The 16,354-nt window shown below is 54.3% G+C and carries 18 protein-coding genes; 12 read left to right on the top strand and 6 right to left on the bottom strand.

Annotated features, from left to right (window positions below; translation table 11 throughout):
- Positions 1 to 101: 101 nt before the first annotated feature.
- Both yjjG and CX651_RS20255 read right to left on the bottom strand, forming a co-directional pair.
- Positions 102 to 794: a pyrimidine 5'-nucleotidase gene (gene yjjG / locus CX651_RS07955; RefSeq protein ID WP_101055353.1), complete on the bottom strand. Its 693-nt coding sequence runs from the start codon at positions 792 to 794 to the stop codon at positions 102 to 104.
- A gap of 60 nt (positions 795 to 854) precedes the next feature.
- Positions 855 to 980 carry a hypothetical protein gene (locus CX651_RS20255; protein ID WP_258286654.1) on the bottom strand — a complete coding sequence of 42 codons (126 nt, stop codon included), beginning with the start codon at positions 978 to 980 and terminating at the stop codon, positions 855 to 857.
- A gap of 722 nt (positions 981 to 1,702) precedes the next feature.
- Between CX651_RS20255 and CX651_RS07950 the strand changes: the two genes are divergently transcribed.
- Entirely contained in the window at positions 1,703 to 2,137 is a 435-nt protein-coding gene (locus tag CX651_RS07950) for an HNH endonuclease (protein WP_101055351.1), read from the top strand.
- A gap of 42 nt (positions 2,138 to 2,179) precedes the next feature.
- Here CX651_RS07950 and CX651_RS07945 read toward each other — a convergent pair whose 3' ends face one another.
- The 3 genes from CX651_RS07945 to CX651_RS07935 all read right to left on the bottom strand — a co-directional run bounded on the left by CX651_RS07945 (position 2,180) and on the right by CX651_RS07935 (position 5,591).
- On the bottom strand, positions 2,180 to 3,244 hold the full coding sequence (locus CX651_RS07945; RefSeq protein WP_101055349.1) for a phosphotransferase enzyme family protein: 1,065 nt from the start codon (positions 3,242 to 3,244) through the stop codon (positions 2,180 to 2,182).
- Entirely contained in the window at positions 3,237 to 4,172 is a 936-nt protein-coding gene (locus tag CX651_RS07940; RefSeq protein WP_101055347.1) for an NTP transferase domain-containing protein, read from the bottom strand. Before CX651_RS07940 ends, CX651_RS07945 begins: the two co-directional genes overlap by 8 nt.
- A 111-nt stretch (positions 4,173 to 4,283) precedes the next feature.
- The gene (locus CX651_RS07935; RefSeq protein WP_101055345.1) at positions 4,284 to 5,591 is read right to left on the bottom strand and encodes a hypothetical protein; all 1,308 of its coding nucleotides are present in this window, start codon (positions 5,589 to 5,591) and stop codon (positions 4,284 to 4,286) included.
- 223 nt (positions 5,592 to 5,814) lie between these two features.
- Here CX651_RS07935 and gmk point away from each other — a divergent pair, with 223 nt between their 5' ends.
- From gmk to CX651_RS07900, 7 genes are all read left to right on the top strand, one after another.
- Entirely contained in the window at positions 5,815 to 6,438 is a 624-nt protein-coding gene (gene gmk / locus CX651_RS07930) for a guanylate kinase (RefSeq protein WP_039034660.1), read from the top strand.
- A 59-nt stretch (positions 6,439 to 6,497) separates the two neighbouring features.
- A complete protein-coding gene (rpoZ, locus tag CX651_RS07925; protein ID WP_025010112.1) occupies positions 6,498 to 6,779 on the top strand; it encodes a DNA-directed RNA polymerase subunit omega in 282 nt (93 codons plus the stop codon).
- Between the two features lie 25 nt (positions 6,780 to 6,804).
- Positions 6,805 to 8,913, top strand: a complete 2,109-nt coding sequence (gene spoT / locus CX651_RS07920; protein ID WP_101055343.1) for a bifunctional GTP diphosphokinase/guanosine-3',5'-bis pyrophosphate 3'-pyrophosphohydrolase — start codon at positions 6,805 to 6,807, stop codon at positions 8,911 to 8,913.
- A 22-nt stretch (positions 8,914 to 8,935) separates the two neighbouring features.
- Positions 8,936 to 9,319 carry a RidA family protein gene (locus CX651_RS07915; protein ID WP_025888534.1) on the top strand — a complete coding sequence of 128 codons (384 nt, stop codon included), beginning with the start codon at positions 8,936 to 8,938 and terminating at the stop codon, positions 9,317 to 9,319.
- 57 nt (positions 9,320 to 9,376) lie between these two features.
- On the top strand, positions 9,377 to 10,069 hold the full coding sequence (gene trmH / locus CX651_RS07910; protein ID WP_101055341.1) for a tRNA (guanosine(18)-2'-O)-methyltransferase TrmH: 693 nt from the start codon (positions 9,377 to 9,379) through the stop codon (positions 10,067 to 10,069).
- A gap of 159 nt (positions 10,070 to 10,228) precedes the next feature.
- Positions 10,229 to 11,884, top strand: a complete 1,656-nt coding sequence (locus CX651_RS07905) for an AMP-binding protein (protein WP_101055339.1) — start codon at positions 10,229 to 10,231, stop codon at positions 11,882 to 11,884.
- A 168-nt stretch (positions 11,885 to 12,052) separates the two neighbouring features.
- A complete protein-coding gene (locus tag CX651_RS07900) occupies positions 12,053 to 12,982 on the top strand; it encodes a calcium/sodium antiporter (protein ID WP_039034664.1) in 930 nt (309 codons plus the stop codon).
- Positions 12,983 to 13,132: 150 nt separating this feature from the next.
- Here CX651_RS07900 and CX651_RS07895 read toward each other — a convergent pair whose 3' ends face one another.
- A complete protein-coding gene (locus tag CX651_RS07895) occupies positions 13,133 to 13,654 on the bottom strand; it encodes a DUF3332 domain-containing protein (protein WP_101055337.1) in 522 nt (173 codons plus the stop codon).
- A 594-nt stretch (positions 13,655 to 14,248) separates the two neighbouring features.
- On the opposite strand from CX651_RS07895, the gene CX651_RS07890 reads away from it, so the two are divergent.
- From CX651_RS07890 to CX651_RS07875, 4 genes are all read left to right on the top strand, one after another.
- A complete protein-coding gene (locus CX651_RS07890) occupies positions 14,249 to 14,716 on the top strand; it encodes a hypothetical protein (protein ID WP_101055335.1) in 468 nt (155 codons plus the stop codon).
- Between the two features lie 46 nt (positions 14,717 to 14,762).
- Positions 14,763 to 15,131: a nuclear transport factor 2 family protein gene (locus CX651_RS07885; protein WP_101055333.1), complete on the top strand. Its 369-nt coding sequence runs from the start codon at positions 14,763 to 14,765 to the stop codon at positions 15,129 to 15,131.
- Positions 15,132 to 15,176: 45 nt separating this feature from the next.
- Positions 15,177 to 15,782 carry a ZZ-type zinc finger protein gene (locus tag CX651_RS07880; RefSeq protein ID WP_101055331.1) on the top strand — a complete coding sequence of 202 codons (606 nt, stop codon included), beginning with the start codon at positions 15,177 to 15,179 and terminating at the stop codon, positions 15,780 to 15,782.
- Between the two features lie 168 nt (positions 15,783 to 15,950).
- A complete protein-coding gene (locus CX651_RS07875) occupies positions 15,951 to 16,190 on the top strand; it encodes a YrhK family protein (RefSeq protein ID WP_025010125.1) in 240 nt (79 codons plus the stop codon).
- Positions 16,191 to 16,354 lie beyond the last annotated feature (164 nt).

Here is a 16,354-nt window from a genome sequence, read left to right as displayed (position 1 = left end):
ATTGTCTCTCATCAGAAGGATCGGTCAACCGATCCTTATCTGATCTACATTGCGCATAGTGGCGGGCCTTCGATTTGACAATCTTGTAGTAGAAGCGGCGATCAATTACATAACTGTTTTTGCAGTTCACTCAATGAACGTACCTCGATATGAGGCGTTATCCCTTCGGGAGCCGCCTCGCCTTTCACATTGAGCCAACAGGTATCCAGACCGGCTTGAAGGCCACCAAGAATATCCGAGTGAGGGTTATCACCCACCATCAATACCCGCTTACGCTCGGGTTGCTGCATCTTGGTCAGCGCATGCTCGAAAATACCCGGATCCGGCTTGGCCAAGCCTACCTCTTCTGAAATCACCAACAGCTCAAAGTGTTCGGCAAAGCCGGTCTTTTGCAACCGCACCTGCTGCAGCTCGGTAAAACCATTGGTGATAATCCCCAACCTGGCACGCCCCTTGAGGCTATCAAGCAGTTCAGCAGCCCCGGGAAGCGGCTCACAGATATCGGCCATTGCCGTCATAAAGGCGCTATTGAGTTCAAAAGGTGTGCGCCCGAGACGTTTGGCCCAATGACTGAAACGGGTCAATTGCAACTCGCTGGCGCTGATCTTGCCGTCCTGATAGGCCACCCACAGCGGCATATTGGTTTGCTGATACTCGGCATAGTCGGCATCGCTGAAATCCACCCCATGACGGGAGAACATCAGCTTGAGCCCCCGCGGCGCATCGAACTGAAACAGGGTTTCATCGGCATCGAACAATACCCACTGATAAGCCTGACTATTAGAGTACGGCATGCTTCTCTCCTGTTTCTCCATTCTTCTTTAAACCCAAAACCATAACCCGAAAACATAGTGTTATGCAGGACACAAGCTGCGGATTTTACGCTCTGGTGTCGGCGGCGTCCAACCCGCTGCCGCCAGGCGGTTTTGCACCTTGGTCGCCAGGCGCTGCAGTATCACACCGCCCAAGGTCTGCACCATGATAGATTTTTTGCAGCAAAAGCGAATGCATAGGTGGGAACACGAATAAATAACCGAAAATTTTCCATTTGATTTAAAAGGAATAATATCCATACTGGCAGCGTCTCTAGGAGGGCTTATGGCAAATCAACGTAGGTGGGAACGGGATGAACTACTGGTGGCTTTTTATCTTTATAGCCACACGCCCTTTGGCAGAATAAGCCAGCGTAACCCAGAAATAATCCAGATAGCCGAACTCATGCAAAGGTCGGCCTCATCGCTATCGATGAAGATGGCTAATATTGCCAGCTGTGACCCTAGCATCACCTCTACAGGTCGCAAGGGACTCCCTGGTGCTTCTAGAGCCGACAAAGCCATGTGGCAAGAGATGACCCAGGACTGGGAAACCTTCTATCTCAAAGCTTATGCTGCCCACCAGCAGTTAACACAATCCTCTGAGCCACAAAATGTAAAGTCCGCAGGGACAGACGATTTTCACGGTAGGGAAAGAGAGACGCTGACTAAGGAAGGTGCGAACAAGTCCCATGTGTGCTCTGCGTCGGCTTACAGGCCTGGATGCAAGGCGTGGTTCGCAGCAAATGGCCCTAGTCCTTTGCAAGAAGCACAACACAGCAGACAGGTCTGCAAGCCACGCCCTTCGGGGCTTTCACAGCAACCGGCTCTCTGCGTTATCCGACTTCGACAGGCCCCGGCATGCCTTCGGTCAGATGCCTTGAACGCCAATGGCTGTGCAAGCCAGAGTGCCACGAGGACTTATTCGCACCTTCCCTAAGGCCAGAGTCGGCCAACAAGTATTTAGAAACTCGGTTTTGAGTGCCTATGATTTTCGCTGTTGCATAACAGGATTAGACATTCCAGAGTTACTGATTGCCAGCCATATAGTGCCTTGGAACCAAGAGCCTAAGCAACGTCTCAACCCCAGTAACGGCCTGTGTCTTTCCAGCTTGCATGACGCCGCTTTTGACAAAGGCTTAATCACTTTGAATTCCCATCTGGAGTTGCTGCTATCCCCTAAACTCCTGACGAAAGAAAATCGATATTTGAGTGACAGTTTTGAGCGCTTTGAAAACCAGCCGATTCGTCTACCAAACAAGTTTGCCCCGGCAGAAGAATATCTAGCCCTGCATCGCCAGCAGATTTTCCAGGCAATATCGTAAAGGAGACCTCTCACCGCCCCTTTTCAGAGACGGCGAGATAGCTCAAACCAAGCACGCCTTTAGGGCCTCGCTCTGCTGCAATAGGCTGAGATAGAGGGTGAACTGGTTGGCGGCTCTGTCCAGGTTGTGACCTTCGCGATGGATATGAAAATACTTATCCCCCAACAGATAGTCGGTAAGGAAACGCACACCTATCATAAGACAAATGACTCTGGCACCCAGCCATAGACTCTGGCGCTCCAGTGGCGTCAACACCTCGCCCAGCTCTGCCAGGTAACCCCGGCAGATGGCGGCAAACACTTCGGGCCTGACTCTGACCTTATCGAGTGCGGTGGAGTCTTCGGCCTCGGGCGAGCAGAAGGTGCGCACCATGTCGCCAAAGTCATACATCAAGAAACCCTTCATGCAGGTGTCGAGATCTATGATGGCCATGCTGGACATATCACGCTTGTCGAACAGCATGTTATTGATCTTGGTGTCGTTGTGGCAAATCCGCAGCGGCAAACCGGCACAGGTATCTTCAAGCTCCACAAGCAGCGATTGCTGGGACAAGGCCAACTCGGCCCAATGCCGACAGTGCTGCAGGCGCCCAAGCGGGTCCTCGGCAACCGCCTTGGAAAGCGCTTCGATTCTGCCTGGCAGATGATGAAACTTGGGGATCACATCTTCCAGTTCATGGGGGTCTACTTGGCTCAGGGCGCGGGCGAAATGGCCAAAGGCACGCGCCGCCTGTTCGGCCTCGGCCTCAGAGTGCACCACTTCGATGCTCTGACTGAAAGGCAGATAACTGATGGCGCGCCAGAATCCCTGTTCACCGAGATCCACCGCCAATTGCTGCTCGCGGGTCATCACAGGCCTTATCAGCTGCAGTTGATAGCCGCCTTGCGCAGCACACTGACTCAAATGCTCGCTGACCTTGGCCGCATTATTGACCAGGGCCTTGGGCGCGCGAAATACCTGGGTGTTGATCTTTTGCAGCACAAGTTCGCTATCGGCGCTGCGGATCAGAAAAGTGTCGTTGATATGACCATTGCCCAGCGGGCTGATTTTGGCATCATTGGGGATCCCGAAGTGAGGCAGTACCTGCTGCCGAATAAGTTCAAGCACCCATTAACTCCTGTAATTGCTGTTTCACCCGGGCGGCATCCTGGGGATATGTCACTCCCAACCAGGCCTCGCGGGCGGTTTCCACCCTGACACTGCGGGTGGTAAGGATTTGCTGTTGTTGGCACGGCTCTGGATCTGGCTGCTCGATTGCATTTTGCACTATCGCAGGCAGATAACACTCGGCTTTAAGGTCATCACCATGGGTTGCCAAAAAGCGTCTGAGCCCTTGTTCCAGTGCGGTAAATATATTCGCCGAAAAGCCCCAGCAGGTCATGGATACCAAGGCATCGGCGGCTATCGGCCGGCGTTCACCCTGAAGCTCTCCCTCAAGGCCATGGGTGCCTGGACGAATATCGAGCCACTCCTGCACCGAAGTCAGGTAACCCTTCCCATTGACCTCACACAGGCCACGATTCACCCCGCCATGCTCGGACAAGGTCAGTCCCAGCGGCCAGGCCACCATCATCCATTCATTGGGATATTGCCTAAGCCCTTCGGCCAACTGCACAAAGGCATGATCGCCATAATAATCATCTGCGGTGATCACTGCCATGGGGCCATCGACCAGATGCCTGGCACTCCAGAGGGCATGCGCCGTGCCCCAGGGTTTTTGCCTGTTACTGTGGCGCTTTGTGATATCCCCTGTCTGCCTTGCCGATACCGGCTGTGGCAGATCGTCCAGCGTCTGATAACAAAGATGCCACTCAAACCCGGAAGACAGGAAGTCGCTTAACTGGCGACAGATCTCGCTTTCAAGCTCAGGACGGATAACCAGCACCGCACGGGCAAACCCGGCCTTGATGGCCGAGCGTAACGCCAATTGCAGCATGGTTTCCCCATTGGGCCCCAATGCCGCCAACTGTTTATCACCGCCAAAACGGCTTCCCAGCCCGGCGGCCATAATCACCAGAGTTAATTTTGTATCCATAAACTGTCGAATATGCCGCGAAGAAAGCCGAGCCGAAAGAAGCGAGGCAGTATAACAGAATCACAGCTCTGATGAATCAAAGCTGTGGTTAACCGTACGCCAATATACACCCTATTCAATAAACTGCCGAAAGGCCGGAACAGAACCTAATGCCGCCTGACTGCCCTTGAGGCTGAAGTCATAACCGCAGAGCTTAACCGAGCCCCGCCGCGCCATATCCTGAACAATCACCTGACTGTCCAGAGGGCTGAAGGCCGCTTCTACCTTGCCGTTATCGCCGATAACGACCGACATGGGACGGTAGCCAGTGCCATTGTTAAACACCAGCTCGGCGCAGCGGCGATCGCCCTTGGCGGTAGCCAGATCCCACAAGGGGCCTGGGGCGTCAGTATCGCCAAGCCAGCTCATACGCAGCAAGTCGCCATCAAGCGACAGGCTGAAGCTGTCCGGCAGGCGCACTGTCACCCTGTCGGAAGTTTCGGCCGCACTTTCAGTAGTCTCACGGCCTGATGCGTCATTAGGCTCAGCCTGAGGCCACAGCAGCCATATGATCAATCCCAAACCAAGCAGCGCTGTGACCAAAGCGGCTATGGCAAAACCCTTACGCTGGGCGGCCGAAAAGCCGCCAAGCCGCTGCCAAAGTTGCATTACGGCATCGCGCCAGGAGAGCAGCAACACAGACAAGGAGCCAGTGCGGTCGATCTCATCATCAAACCCAGGCTCAGCGCCATTGCCCTTATGCCGGGCTTGCTTATCTGTATGCCAGCCAGGCTCTGTATCTATCGCTGAGGCATCGCCCTCGGTCGGCGCCGAGTCAAAATAACGGCTGCGGCCAGGTCCATAGGATATGGCGTCATGACTGAGGTCATGGACGGCGTTATACTCAGCAGCGCCGCGCTCGGTAGCATAGTCAGGTGCCAATTCAGGTTCAGGCTCACGTTCAGCCCCAGAGACTGAGGTGCCACCCAGGGTTGGCTCGACCCGCCTTATCTTATTTTTGCGCGCGGCGCTCAAAGGCACAGGGCCACAGTATCCCTGCACATAGTCTCGCTGGCTTCGGGCGCCGCGGCCGCGATTCCCTCCAGGCAACAGTGCCAAACCTGTATGCAGCGCCAAAGCCAGCACCAGGGCTCCTATCAGGTAACTGCCTTCCTGGCCGCTACCCAAGGTCAACAACAGAATAAGCCAAGGCAGCAGAGCTATCAGTGACAACCAGGGATTCAGGCCACCATCACCCAGGCGACGACGACAACTGAGCAGTAATACCGGTGCCAGCAAAATCCCGGGTAACCAGATGAAACTACCGCCACCAGAAAGTAGCCCCAACACGAGTAGTAAAAAATAAACGGCGCCACTGATGGCCGCATGTCGCAGACCATTGTCGTAACCCTGAATACAGATGAGCGATTTATACAGCACAGAACCCCTTAAAAAATCGGCCGACTTATTGATGGCAGACTAACGAATTTGATGGCAATTGTCAGCGCCACTGGCATGGCAGCGTTGCCTGCCTATATAATAGCTGCCCTTAAGGAAGCTGCCTTGAACTCCTGTTCAAACCAGAGTGACGGCAGACCAGAGTTCGTAGCTTCCCTCATTAATCACCGATTTTTTGCAACCAAAGACTTGGAACCCAAATATTATGAGCGCACGCGGAAACCTCTTTATTGTCTCGGCCCCCAGTGGAGCGGGCAAATCGTCACTGATTGCAGCCCTGCTGGCCAATAAACCGGCCGACAAACAAGTTTCCGTATCGCACACCACCCGCCAGCCCCGCCCGGGAGAGGTTAACGGCCAGCACTATCATTATGTGTCGGTGGAGGAGTTCAAGGCGCTGATTGCCGAAGAAGCCTTCTTCGAGTGGGCCGAAGTCTTCGGTAACTTTTATGGCACTTCCCGCAAGGTCATTGAAGAAACGCTTGAACGGGGCATAGATGTGTTCCTGGATATCGACTGGCAGGGTGCCCAGCAAGTGAAGAAACTGATGCCCGAGGCCATCGGCATCTTTATTCTGCCACCGTCCCGCGAAGAGCTGGAGCGCCGTCTGACCGGTCGCGGTCAGGACAGCAGCGAAGTCATCGCCTCCCGCATGGCACAGGCAGTATCAGAAATGTCGCACTATAAAGAGTATGATTTCATCATAGTCAACGACGATTTTGAGACTGCACTGGGGGATCTGAGCGCAATCATTCGCTCACAACGCCTGACTCGTGCTAGTCAAATTAATACTCACAATGATATGCTTAAGGGTCTGTTGGCAGATTAATTGCCTTCGTGTACAATTTTGCGTCATTTTTTCCATTCAAATCACTGGAGTTTCAACACATGGCTCGCGTTACTGTAGAAGACGCCGTTAAACAAATCGGCAACCGTTTTGATATGATCATGGTTGCGGCGCGTCGTGCCCGTCAGATCGCCGTCCAGGGTAAAGATCCTTTGGTTGAAGAGCAAAACGACAAACCCACTGTTATCGCACTGCGCGAAATCGAACAGGGACTGGTTAACTCAGCGACTCTGGATGCCGATGAGCGTCAGAGCGTACGTGAGCGCGAAGCAGCTGAAATTGCTGCCGTGGCAGCGATTGCAGAAGGTAACTCTTCACTCTAAGGCATATTCTTAGGAGAACAGCCACTTGTATCTGTTTGAAGGTCTCAAGGAGTCTGCCGCCAGTTATCTGGAGCCGGAGCAGGTAGAATTACTCAAGCAGGCCTATCAGGTGGCGCGTGATGCCCATGAAGGGCAGATGCGCACCAGTGGCGAACCCTATATTACCCATCCGGTTGCGGTTGCCCGCATCCTGGCCGAAATGCGTCTCGACCACGAGACGCTGATGGCCGCCCTGCTGCACGACACCATAGAAGACACCCAAGTTACCCATCAGGATCTGGCCGAACTGTTCGGCACCTCGGTGGCGGAACTGGTGGAAGGTGTCTCCAAGCTCGACAAGATCAAATTCCGCGACAAGAAAGAGGCCCAAGCGGAAAACTTCCGCAAAATGATGATGGCCATGACCCAGGATATCCGGGTGATCCTCATCAAACTGGCCGACCGCACCCACAATATGCGCACCCTGGGCGCCCTGCGGCCGGACAAACGTCGCCGCATTGCCCGCGAAACCCTGGAAATTTACGCCCCCATCGCCAACCGTCTGGGTATTCACAATATCAAGACAGAGTTGGAAGATCTCGGCTTTCAGGCCTATTACCCTATGCGCTATCGGGTACTCAAAGAGGTGGTTCGTGCCGCCCGCGGTAACCGCAAGGAACTGATCCAAAGCATAGAAACCGCCATTCGTACCCGCCTGGAAGATGTGGGTATCAAGGGCAAGGTCAAGGGCAGGGAAAAGAACCTCTATTCCATCTACAACAAGATGCGCAGCAAAGAGCTGCAATTCCAGGAAGTGATGGATATCTATGCCTTCCGCTTGATAGTAGACTCCATAGACACCTGTTATCGGGTGCTCGGGGTGATGCACGGCCTCTACAAGCCGCGCCCGGGCAGGTTCAAAGACTATATCGCCATTCCCAAGGCCAACGGCTATCAGTCGTTGCATACCTCGCTGTTTGGTCCCCATGCGGTACCGGTGGAAATTCAGATCCGTACCGAAGACATGGACCAGATGGCCGATAAAGGGGTTGCGGCCCACTGGATGTACAAGAGTGGCCAGACCGGCGCCTCGGGTACCACTACCCAGCTGCGCGCCCGCAAATGGATGCAAAGCCTGCTGGAACTGCAGCAGAGTGCTTCCACCTCGTTTGAATTTGTTGAAAACGTCAAGACAGAGCTGTTCCCGGAAGAGATCTATGTGTTCACTCCCGAGGGCCGCATTCTGGAACTGCCGGTAGGCGCCACCGCAGTGGACTTCGCCTATGAGGTACACACTGATGTGGGTAACACCTGTGTCGGCGCCCGGGTCAACCGCCAGGCCTACCCCTTGAGTCAGCCGCTGATTTCCGGGCAAACGGTCGAGATCATCACCGCCAAGGGCGCCCGCCCCAACGCCGCCTGGCTCAACTTCGTGGTTACCGGCAAGGCCCGCGCCAAAATCCGTCAGGTGCTCAAGAGCCTCAAGCAGGACGAAGCCTGCACCCTGGGTAGGCGTCTGCTGAACCATGCGCTGGGCGAAACCAAGCTGGAACAGATAGATCCGGCGCAGATAGACAAGGTAGTCAAAGACACCAAACACGCCGATCTGCAATCACTGCTGGCCGACATAGGTCTTGGCAATGCCATGAGCATAGTCATAGCCCAACGCCTCAAGGGCGACAAGATAGAGCCGCAGAAGCAGCATGATGAGCACAAGCTGATGCCGATCCGCGGCGCCGAAGGCATGCTGGTTACCTTCGCCAACTGCTGCCGCCCCATTCCTGGGGATGCCGTGATTGCTCACGTGAGCCCGGGCAAGGGCCTGGTGGTGCACATGGAAAACTGCGCCAATATCCGCGGCTATCAGGGCGAGCCGGACAAGTATATTCCGGTGCAGTGGGATGCCGTCGATGGGGTCGAATTCCAGGCCAACCTGAGGGTCGAAATCGTCAACCATCAGGGCGCGCTGGCGAAGATCACCAATATCATTGCCGCCGAAGGCTCCAATATTCACAATCTCAGCACCGAAGAGCGCGATGGCCGCGTCTATCTGATCAACCTGCGCATCTCGGTTCGCGACCGGATCCATATGGCAAATGTTATGCGCCGAATCAGGGTACTGCCCGAGGTTCTGCGTACATCCCGTAACCGTTGATAACAGAAAAAGAGAGAGCGTTATGGCAGAGAAGATCATCATAGCAACAGACAAGGCTCCCGCCGCTATCGGCACCTACTCCCAGGCAGTCAAAGTGGGCAGCACTGTCTACCTATCCGGGCAGATCCCGCTGGACCCAGCCACCATGGCACTGGCCGGTGACGACTTTGAAACCCAGGTTGTACGGGTATTCGACAACCTCAAGGCCGTCTGTGAAGCCGCCGGCGGTTCCATGGCCGATATCGTCAAACTGAATATCTATATGCTGGATCTGGGCAACTTTGCCACGGTCAACGAAATCATGAGCCGTTACTTTAACCAGCCTTACCCGGCCCGCGCCGCCATCGGCGTGAAAGAGCTGCCAAAGGGTTCTTTGGTCGAGATGGACGGTGTGATGGAACTCTGAGTTCCCTCTCCAATACAGGGCGCTACGGCGCCCTTTTTCATATAGGATCCCCCGCCAATGAGCCCCGAACGCTTCGCTCGCATCAACCAAATGCTGGATATGCGCCAGCCGGATCTGAGCCTGATCCTGGACAGAGTCCACAAGAGCAACAATATTTCCGCCGCGCTGCGCAGTGCCGATGCTGTGGGTATCCACGAAATTCATGCAGTCTGGCCCGATGCCGATATGCGCCTGTCCGGCAATACCGCCTCCGGCAGCCAGCAGTGGGTCAAAACCATTAAACACTATGACTTCGCCTCGGCTGCCAAGGCCTGCAAGGCGCGCGGGATGCAGCTGGTCGCCACCCATTTCGGCCCTCAGTCCCGTGACTTTAGGGAACTGGATTACCGCCGCCCCACCGCCTTTATTGTTGGCAATGAACGTGATGGTATAAGCGCCGAAGCCCTGGCCGCCGCCGACGAGCAGGTGGTGATCCCCATGGTCGGCATGGTGCAATCCCTCAATGTCTCGGTGGCGTCGGCGCTGCTATTGTATGAGGCGCAGCGTCAGCGGCAGGAGGCCGGGCTCTATGGCGCCCGCAAGCTGGACAATGACTATTGCCAGACCATGTTGTTTGAGCAAGGCCACCCCATTTATGCCAAAGCCTGTCGGCGCAAAGGCATTCCCTACCCGGCCATAGACGCGCAGGGCCAGATAGTCGCAGCTGCCGACTGGTGGCAGCGGATGCGAGAACCCGCCCAGGAACTGTGAAGCATTTCAAACAACCGATTAAATATTGCACCAGATCACAATTGTCGCCATACTGGTTTGGCCACTGCATAGCGAAACTAACAGATAATCAGATCGTTGCAGCCGCCGTGGGGGAAGCTGCAGCTACGCAGATAACAAGAACAGTAAAGGGGACACCCCATGGAAGCATCATTCAAGAGCCCGGTGGAAATGCTCGACCACTGGGTAGAGACTCAAGGCGATGAGATCTATCTCAGGCAGCCGATCAACGGCCAATATCAGGATCTGACCTGGCGTCAGGTACAGGCCAAGGTGCAACAACTCTGCGGCGGCCTGCGTCACTTGGGGCTGCAACCCGGCGATAAGATAGCCGTGCTGTCAAAAAACTGCGCCGAGTGGTTCATTACCGACCTGGCGCTGATGCACGGCGGCTATATCAGTGTGCCCATCTACCCCACGGCCAATGCCGATACCATACGCTACGTGCTGGAACACAGTGGCTGTAAGGCCATCATGCTGGGGAAGCTGGATCACTGGGCCGATCAGGAAGCCGGTGTCGGCGGTGATATTCTGCGCCTGGCGATGCCTTATGACACCATGCCGGCTCAATATCAATGGCAGCAGCTGTTGAATCTCGGTACACCTCTGGTGGATGCCCCTTATCCCGAGGCCGAGCAGGTGATGACGCTGATCTACACCTCAGGTTCCACCGGCAAGCCCAAGGGCGCCATCCAAACCTTCGGCAGCTACGGCTGGACCTGTAATGCCGTGGTGCGCGATCTCAAGACAGATGGAAAAGACAGACTGTTGTCCTACCTGCCGCTGGCCCATATCACAGAACGGGTGGCGATAGAGGGTTCCTCCTTCTATTCCGGCTCCTGCGTTGCCTTTGTCGAAAGCCTCGACAGCTTTGTTGCCGATGTGCAGCGAATGCGGCCAACCGTGTTCTTCTCGGTGCCTCGGCTGTGGACCCTGTTCCAGAAGAACATTATCGATAAGGTCGGCTACGCCAGGCTCAATCTGCTGCTGAAGATCCCCCTCATCAGCCATCTGGTCAAACGCAAGATCCATAAAGGACTGGGGCTGGACAAGTGTCGTTTGCTCGGTTCAGGTTCGGCGCCCATACCTCCGTCACTGGTGGAGTGGTATCACAGCATAGGTTTGGATATCTGCGAAGCCTGGGGCATGACAGAAAACTGCGCCTACTCAATCATCAACTTCCCCTTCGATGCCAGCAAGATAGGCACAGTCGGCAAGCCGGTGATCGGCTGCGAGGTCAAACAGGCGGCCAATGGCGAACTGCTGGTGAAAAGCCCGGGATTGATGCGTGAATACTACAAGGCGCCGGAAGCCACAGCCGCCGCCTTCGATGAAGAGGGCTTCTTCCTCACCGGCGATCTCTGCGCCATAGATGCCGACGGTTGCGTCAGCATCACAGGCCGGGTCAAGGATAACTTCAAGACCGCCAAGGGCAAGTATGTGGCGCCAGTGCCAATTGAACGTAAGCTGGCGCAGGATCCCCATGTGGAGCTTATCTGTGTCATCGGCCTGGGACTGCCTCACCCTGTGGCTTTGGTGCAACTCTCTGAAGGGGCGGCGCTGCAAGCCAGAGAAGAGGTGCGCGCCTCGCTCAAGGCCACTGTGGATGCGGTTAACCCCAACCTGGAATCCCATGAAACCGTGGAAGCGGTTCTGGTGGTCAAGGAGCCCTGGACCATAGAAAACGATGTGCTGACTCCGACGCTGAAAATCAAGCGCCATGTGTTGGAGAACAGATACGCCAGCCGGATGGAAGACATCCGTGGCGCCAAGGTCGTCTGGGAAGACGAAATCTAAAGCCCTCATCCTGGTTTATCTGATCATCCCGGCTCCGGCCGGGATTTTTATGACATATTCTGTCAAAAAGAGGTTGCCTTCGGGAGGAAAAACCTTATGCTGGCAGCCCAAACACATTCATCGGTGCCGTTCTGCATGGCACCTTACTGACAGGAAAAGCGGTTTTCAATGTTGATTGCACTCTCTATTCTCGGCGGCTTCTTAATTTTGACTCTGGGAGCCGAAGCCTTGGTTCGCGGCGCCAGCGTCATCGCCCTGCGCCTGGGAATCGCCCCGCTGGTGATCGGCCTGACTATCGTCGCCTTCGGCACCAGCGCGCCCGAGCTGGCAGTGAGCGTTAAGTCAGCACTGGCCGGTAGCCCGGGCATTGCCCTGGGTAACGTAGTGGGCTCCAATATCGCCAATATCGGTCTGATCCTGGCGCTGACCGCACTGATCCGCCCGATCGGGGTGCAGACACAGATGGTAAGACGCGACATTCCGCTGATGATAGGCGCCTCTATTCTGATGTGGCTGCTGGTACTCGACGGTGAACTGAGCCTGATTGATGGCGCCGTGCTGACCAGCTTACTGGTAGGCTATCTGCTGCTCAGCTATTTCAGCAGCAAGGGCGAAGATACAGATGAACCTATTGAAGGCCCCAAAAACCCTCTGCTGTCGCTGCTGTTTATCATCGCCGGTATCGGCATGTTGGTGGGCGGCGGCATACTGTTTGTCGATGGTGCGGTCGAGTTGGCCCGTACCTTCGGCATCAGCGAAGTAGTGATCGGCCTGACCATTATTGCCATAGGCACCAGCATGCCGGAATTGGTGACCTCGATTCTGGCGGCTCTCAAGGGCCAGAGCGATATCGCCATAGGGAATGTGGTTGGCTCCAACCTGTTCAACCTGCTGGGGATCCTCGGGGTCACGGCCCTGGTGCACCCCATCAGCTCTGCCGGCTTCAGCAGCCTGGACTTCAGCGTGATGCTAACCCTGGCACTGTTGGTGTTGCCCTTTGCCTGGAGCGGATTTCGTATCGGTCGTCGCGAAGGCGCCATATTATTGCTGGGTTACTGCGGCTATATGGGCTATCTGGTCACCCACGCCAGCGCCTGAATCTGACTACGCAACTGGCAATTGAATGGTTCTGAAAAGCTTTGTTGCCAAGCCGCAGTAGCATAAAAAAATCCCGGGTTTTGACGTCTAGAATGAATAGTCAAAACCCGGGATATCATCAAGTTAAGGGGCAAAGCAGCCCAAGAGCGCTCAGGAGCGAGCCGCTACATAACTTTCCATTTCAGCTATGCTGACACTGGCAATGAATTGCTGATCCAGATAAAAGTCCACCATCTCCCCCTGCTTGCGCCCCAGCATTACCTGCTCGGAGCCATCTTCATAGCTCAATGTCATCGCCAGGGTATTGTCATCTATGGCTGAGATGCTGGCACGGCTCAGTTTGACCGGGGCAGTGGTCAGATCCTTATCCAGTTTATGATTGATCTTGAAAACGGCATCGGCCGGCATATCCACCAAAGCCGGAGACTTGCCGGTAATAGGGTTCTTGCCTGTCCAAAACTCAATACTGTTGAAAATAAACAGATCGGCGGCGGCAGTAATACCATAGACAGGCGCCAGCAGCACGTACAAACCGGCGCGGCCGTAACGGTTATCCACCGCACTCAAATTGCCTTTGGTCAACATGCCTGAAAGCCCCATCTGCCCCATACAACCCGCCAGTTGCGAGCAGAGCAACAGAGTGACTCCCAGACCGACTTTACTCAACTTCATCAATATCTCCCCAAATAAAGTTTACGCATATGTTATTGGCGCGCGGATTCTACTCAGGTTAATCAATTTAACTATGCAGGCGCTCACAACTTGAGGTTAGTTTTTCGGAGAGTAAGTTACTCGGTTGTTGGATGTTTTTCTCTTTGGAAAAATCAGTAAGACACTGGTGATAAAGGCGCTCAAACAAACACAACTCCCTTACCTTGTGCAGTGACCTGTATCCTGAGCTCCCGGGCCTCAATCGCAGGGCTTTAGGAAACCAAGGCCGACTATCAATCGCTGTGGCCAAAACAGGCAAAAACCGGTTCCCTTCTGCGAGTATCGGGAGTGAAGCGCTGTCCCATCCTAAAATGGGTTAGCTTTTTAGGGTCAACACGCCCGATAAATTTCACTGTTATATTTCCATTAATGCCGGTTCACTTGAATTTATTAAGCCGAAGTCGCTCGGTCCGAAAGCGTGGCATCTCGGGGTTCACCGCTGAGGCTAAAAGCTTTACCATGACTCGGCGACCAGCAAAGGCTTGTTATCCGAAGGCTGTTGTTTGGACGAGAAGAATCAGGGATCCGGTTAGTCTAAGTTAAGGAGAATAATCAATGCGTTGCAGACATTGCGGCTCAGACAGTATCAGACATTTCAAAGCCATTCATGCCGAAGGAACAACAGAAGTTTCAGTCCGCGCTTCGGCCAAACCCGTGTGGAACAACCAACCCTTCTCAGTGCATGGAAAACAAAAACTCAAGGGTAGCGCCCAACTGCAAACCGAACTGGCCAAGCGCTGCTCGCCGCCATCTGACCCTCAGCCCTTGGTGCTATTTCTGGCGGCTTTCCCCGGGCTACTCTTGGGCGGCTACCTGGGGTTTCAGGCAGGCAGCAACTGGAGCAGTTTTTGGCTGGGAGTGCTGTGCTTTTTTGTCTCCTGCTTTACTCTGATCCTGAGCGCCGATTGGCTGTGGAAGAACTACTTGGGAGGGCGAAAGTCGATGCAGCAATACCAGGCGGCGCTGAATCAATGGCAGAACTCCTGGTACTGTGGCAAGTGTGCCAAAGTCAGTATTTTTTAAACCTTCTTGCCTCTTTGCCGTCACTCATCAGGCCTTGGGAATAACCATGAATCACATCTCAGACATTCAGCAACTGGAAAGCCAACTGCGTAGCGCCATGTTGAATTCGGATATCAATTTGCTGGATAGACTGTTGTCGCCTCAACTGATATTCACCAATCACCTGGGGCAAGTGCTCGGCAAAGCAGAGGATCTGCATGCCCACAGCTCAGGCCTGCTCAATATCACTCGGATAGACACCCTGGCCGAAGAGATACGGCTGCATCAGGAGACTGCGATAGTATCGGCAGAGGTGAATATTCAGGGCAGCTATGCCAAAACGCCGACCAACGGCCGTTTTCGCTTTACCCGGGTTTGGCTGCACAGGACAAGCGGCTGGCAACTGATAGCGGCTCACTCGAACCTGCTGGCTTAAGCACTGGGTTTTACGACAAACTACTGATTTCATGGTGACCATTTTATGACCAAAAACCCACAGCAGGCCAGGCTCTGCCAATATCAGCAGCATATGCTGATGACAGAGCTCAAAGCCGAGCCGGGCAAGTTAAAACTCATCTGGCGCAGCAGGCAAACGCAACTGAAATACGCGCTTTGGGGACTACTGGCGATGCTTGCCGGAATACTGGGAGTACTGGTGTTGGACCCCACCAAACAGGACACTTGGTTTACAACTGCCATCATAGCCATAGTGCTGGGGCTCAGCGGCATCATCATGGGCCTGAACCTCTACCGCCTGCTCAAACCCGTTACCCTGGATCTGCAACAGGGCTGCTTCTTCCGAGGCAGAAAAAGCAAGCCTCTCAGTCAACTCTGCCGCATAGAGCTGCAACGCAATACCCATAACGAAAGATCCAGAAGTCACATGCTTGAACACCTGACTGACGAAGAGCTCATAAGTGTCAGCGTGGTACTCTGTTTTGCTGAGCGTGAGCGACTCGGTTTTGGCCTGTTCAAACCCCAAAAGCAGGCCACAGACAAGGCCAGAGCCTACGCACAAACACTCGCCGAACTGATAGGCTTTAACGGCGAAATAACAGTTACCCAGGGTTCAGGCCTGGGCCGTTAAGCTACGCTACGCTTTAGCCAAGCCTCTCGAAAAAATGAGCAAGTTGTTAACCTAATTAGCTGATTATGTTGATATATTTATACACGTAAAACAAAGGGAATTAGATTTGCGCTCGGAGGATGGCAGCGTTAAGGTATCGCGGCAAATCATAACTACCAAGAAGGAACCATGATCGACAGTAAGCAGCGATATTTTGCCGAGCAAGATATCAAAGCCCCCGCCACCCCTCTTCCCAAACACGCCTTGTTCAATACCCTAAGCGACCTGATAGTCGCGCTCTGTTTTCTACTGGGCAGCTTCTTTTTTCTCACCGATGTTCACACCCTTATCGGCGCCTGGCTGTTTGTAATAGGCAGTGTTCAGCTACTGATAAAGCCCCTGGTCACCCTGCTGAACTGGTGGCGCTGACAGATTAATCTGCCACCAATATATCAGGGCTTTTGCCATACACTCGCCCCCCAGGCAGAAGCCCTGCCACCATTGCGCCACACTTTACCCAACCGATAAACGCAACACATTGCCAAGGGCTATTTCTCTGATAGTATATGTATAAATTCACAGTAATCCGGTGC

The sequence above is a fragment of the Shewanella chilikensis genome, assembly GCF_002836945.1.
GTDB classification, from domain to species: domain Bacteria; phylum Pseudomonadota; class Gammaproteobacteria; order Enterobacterales; family Shewanellaceae; genus Shewanella; species Shewanella chilikensis.
Note: the sequence above shows the minus strand (reverse complement) of the source record. Positions and strands in the feature narration are given on the sequence as shown.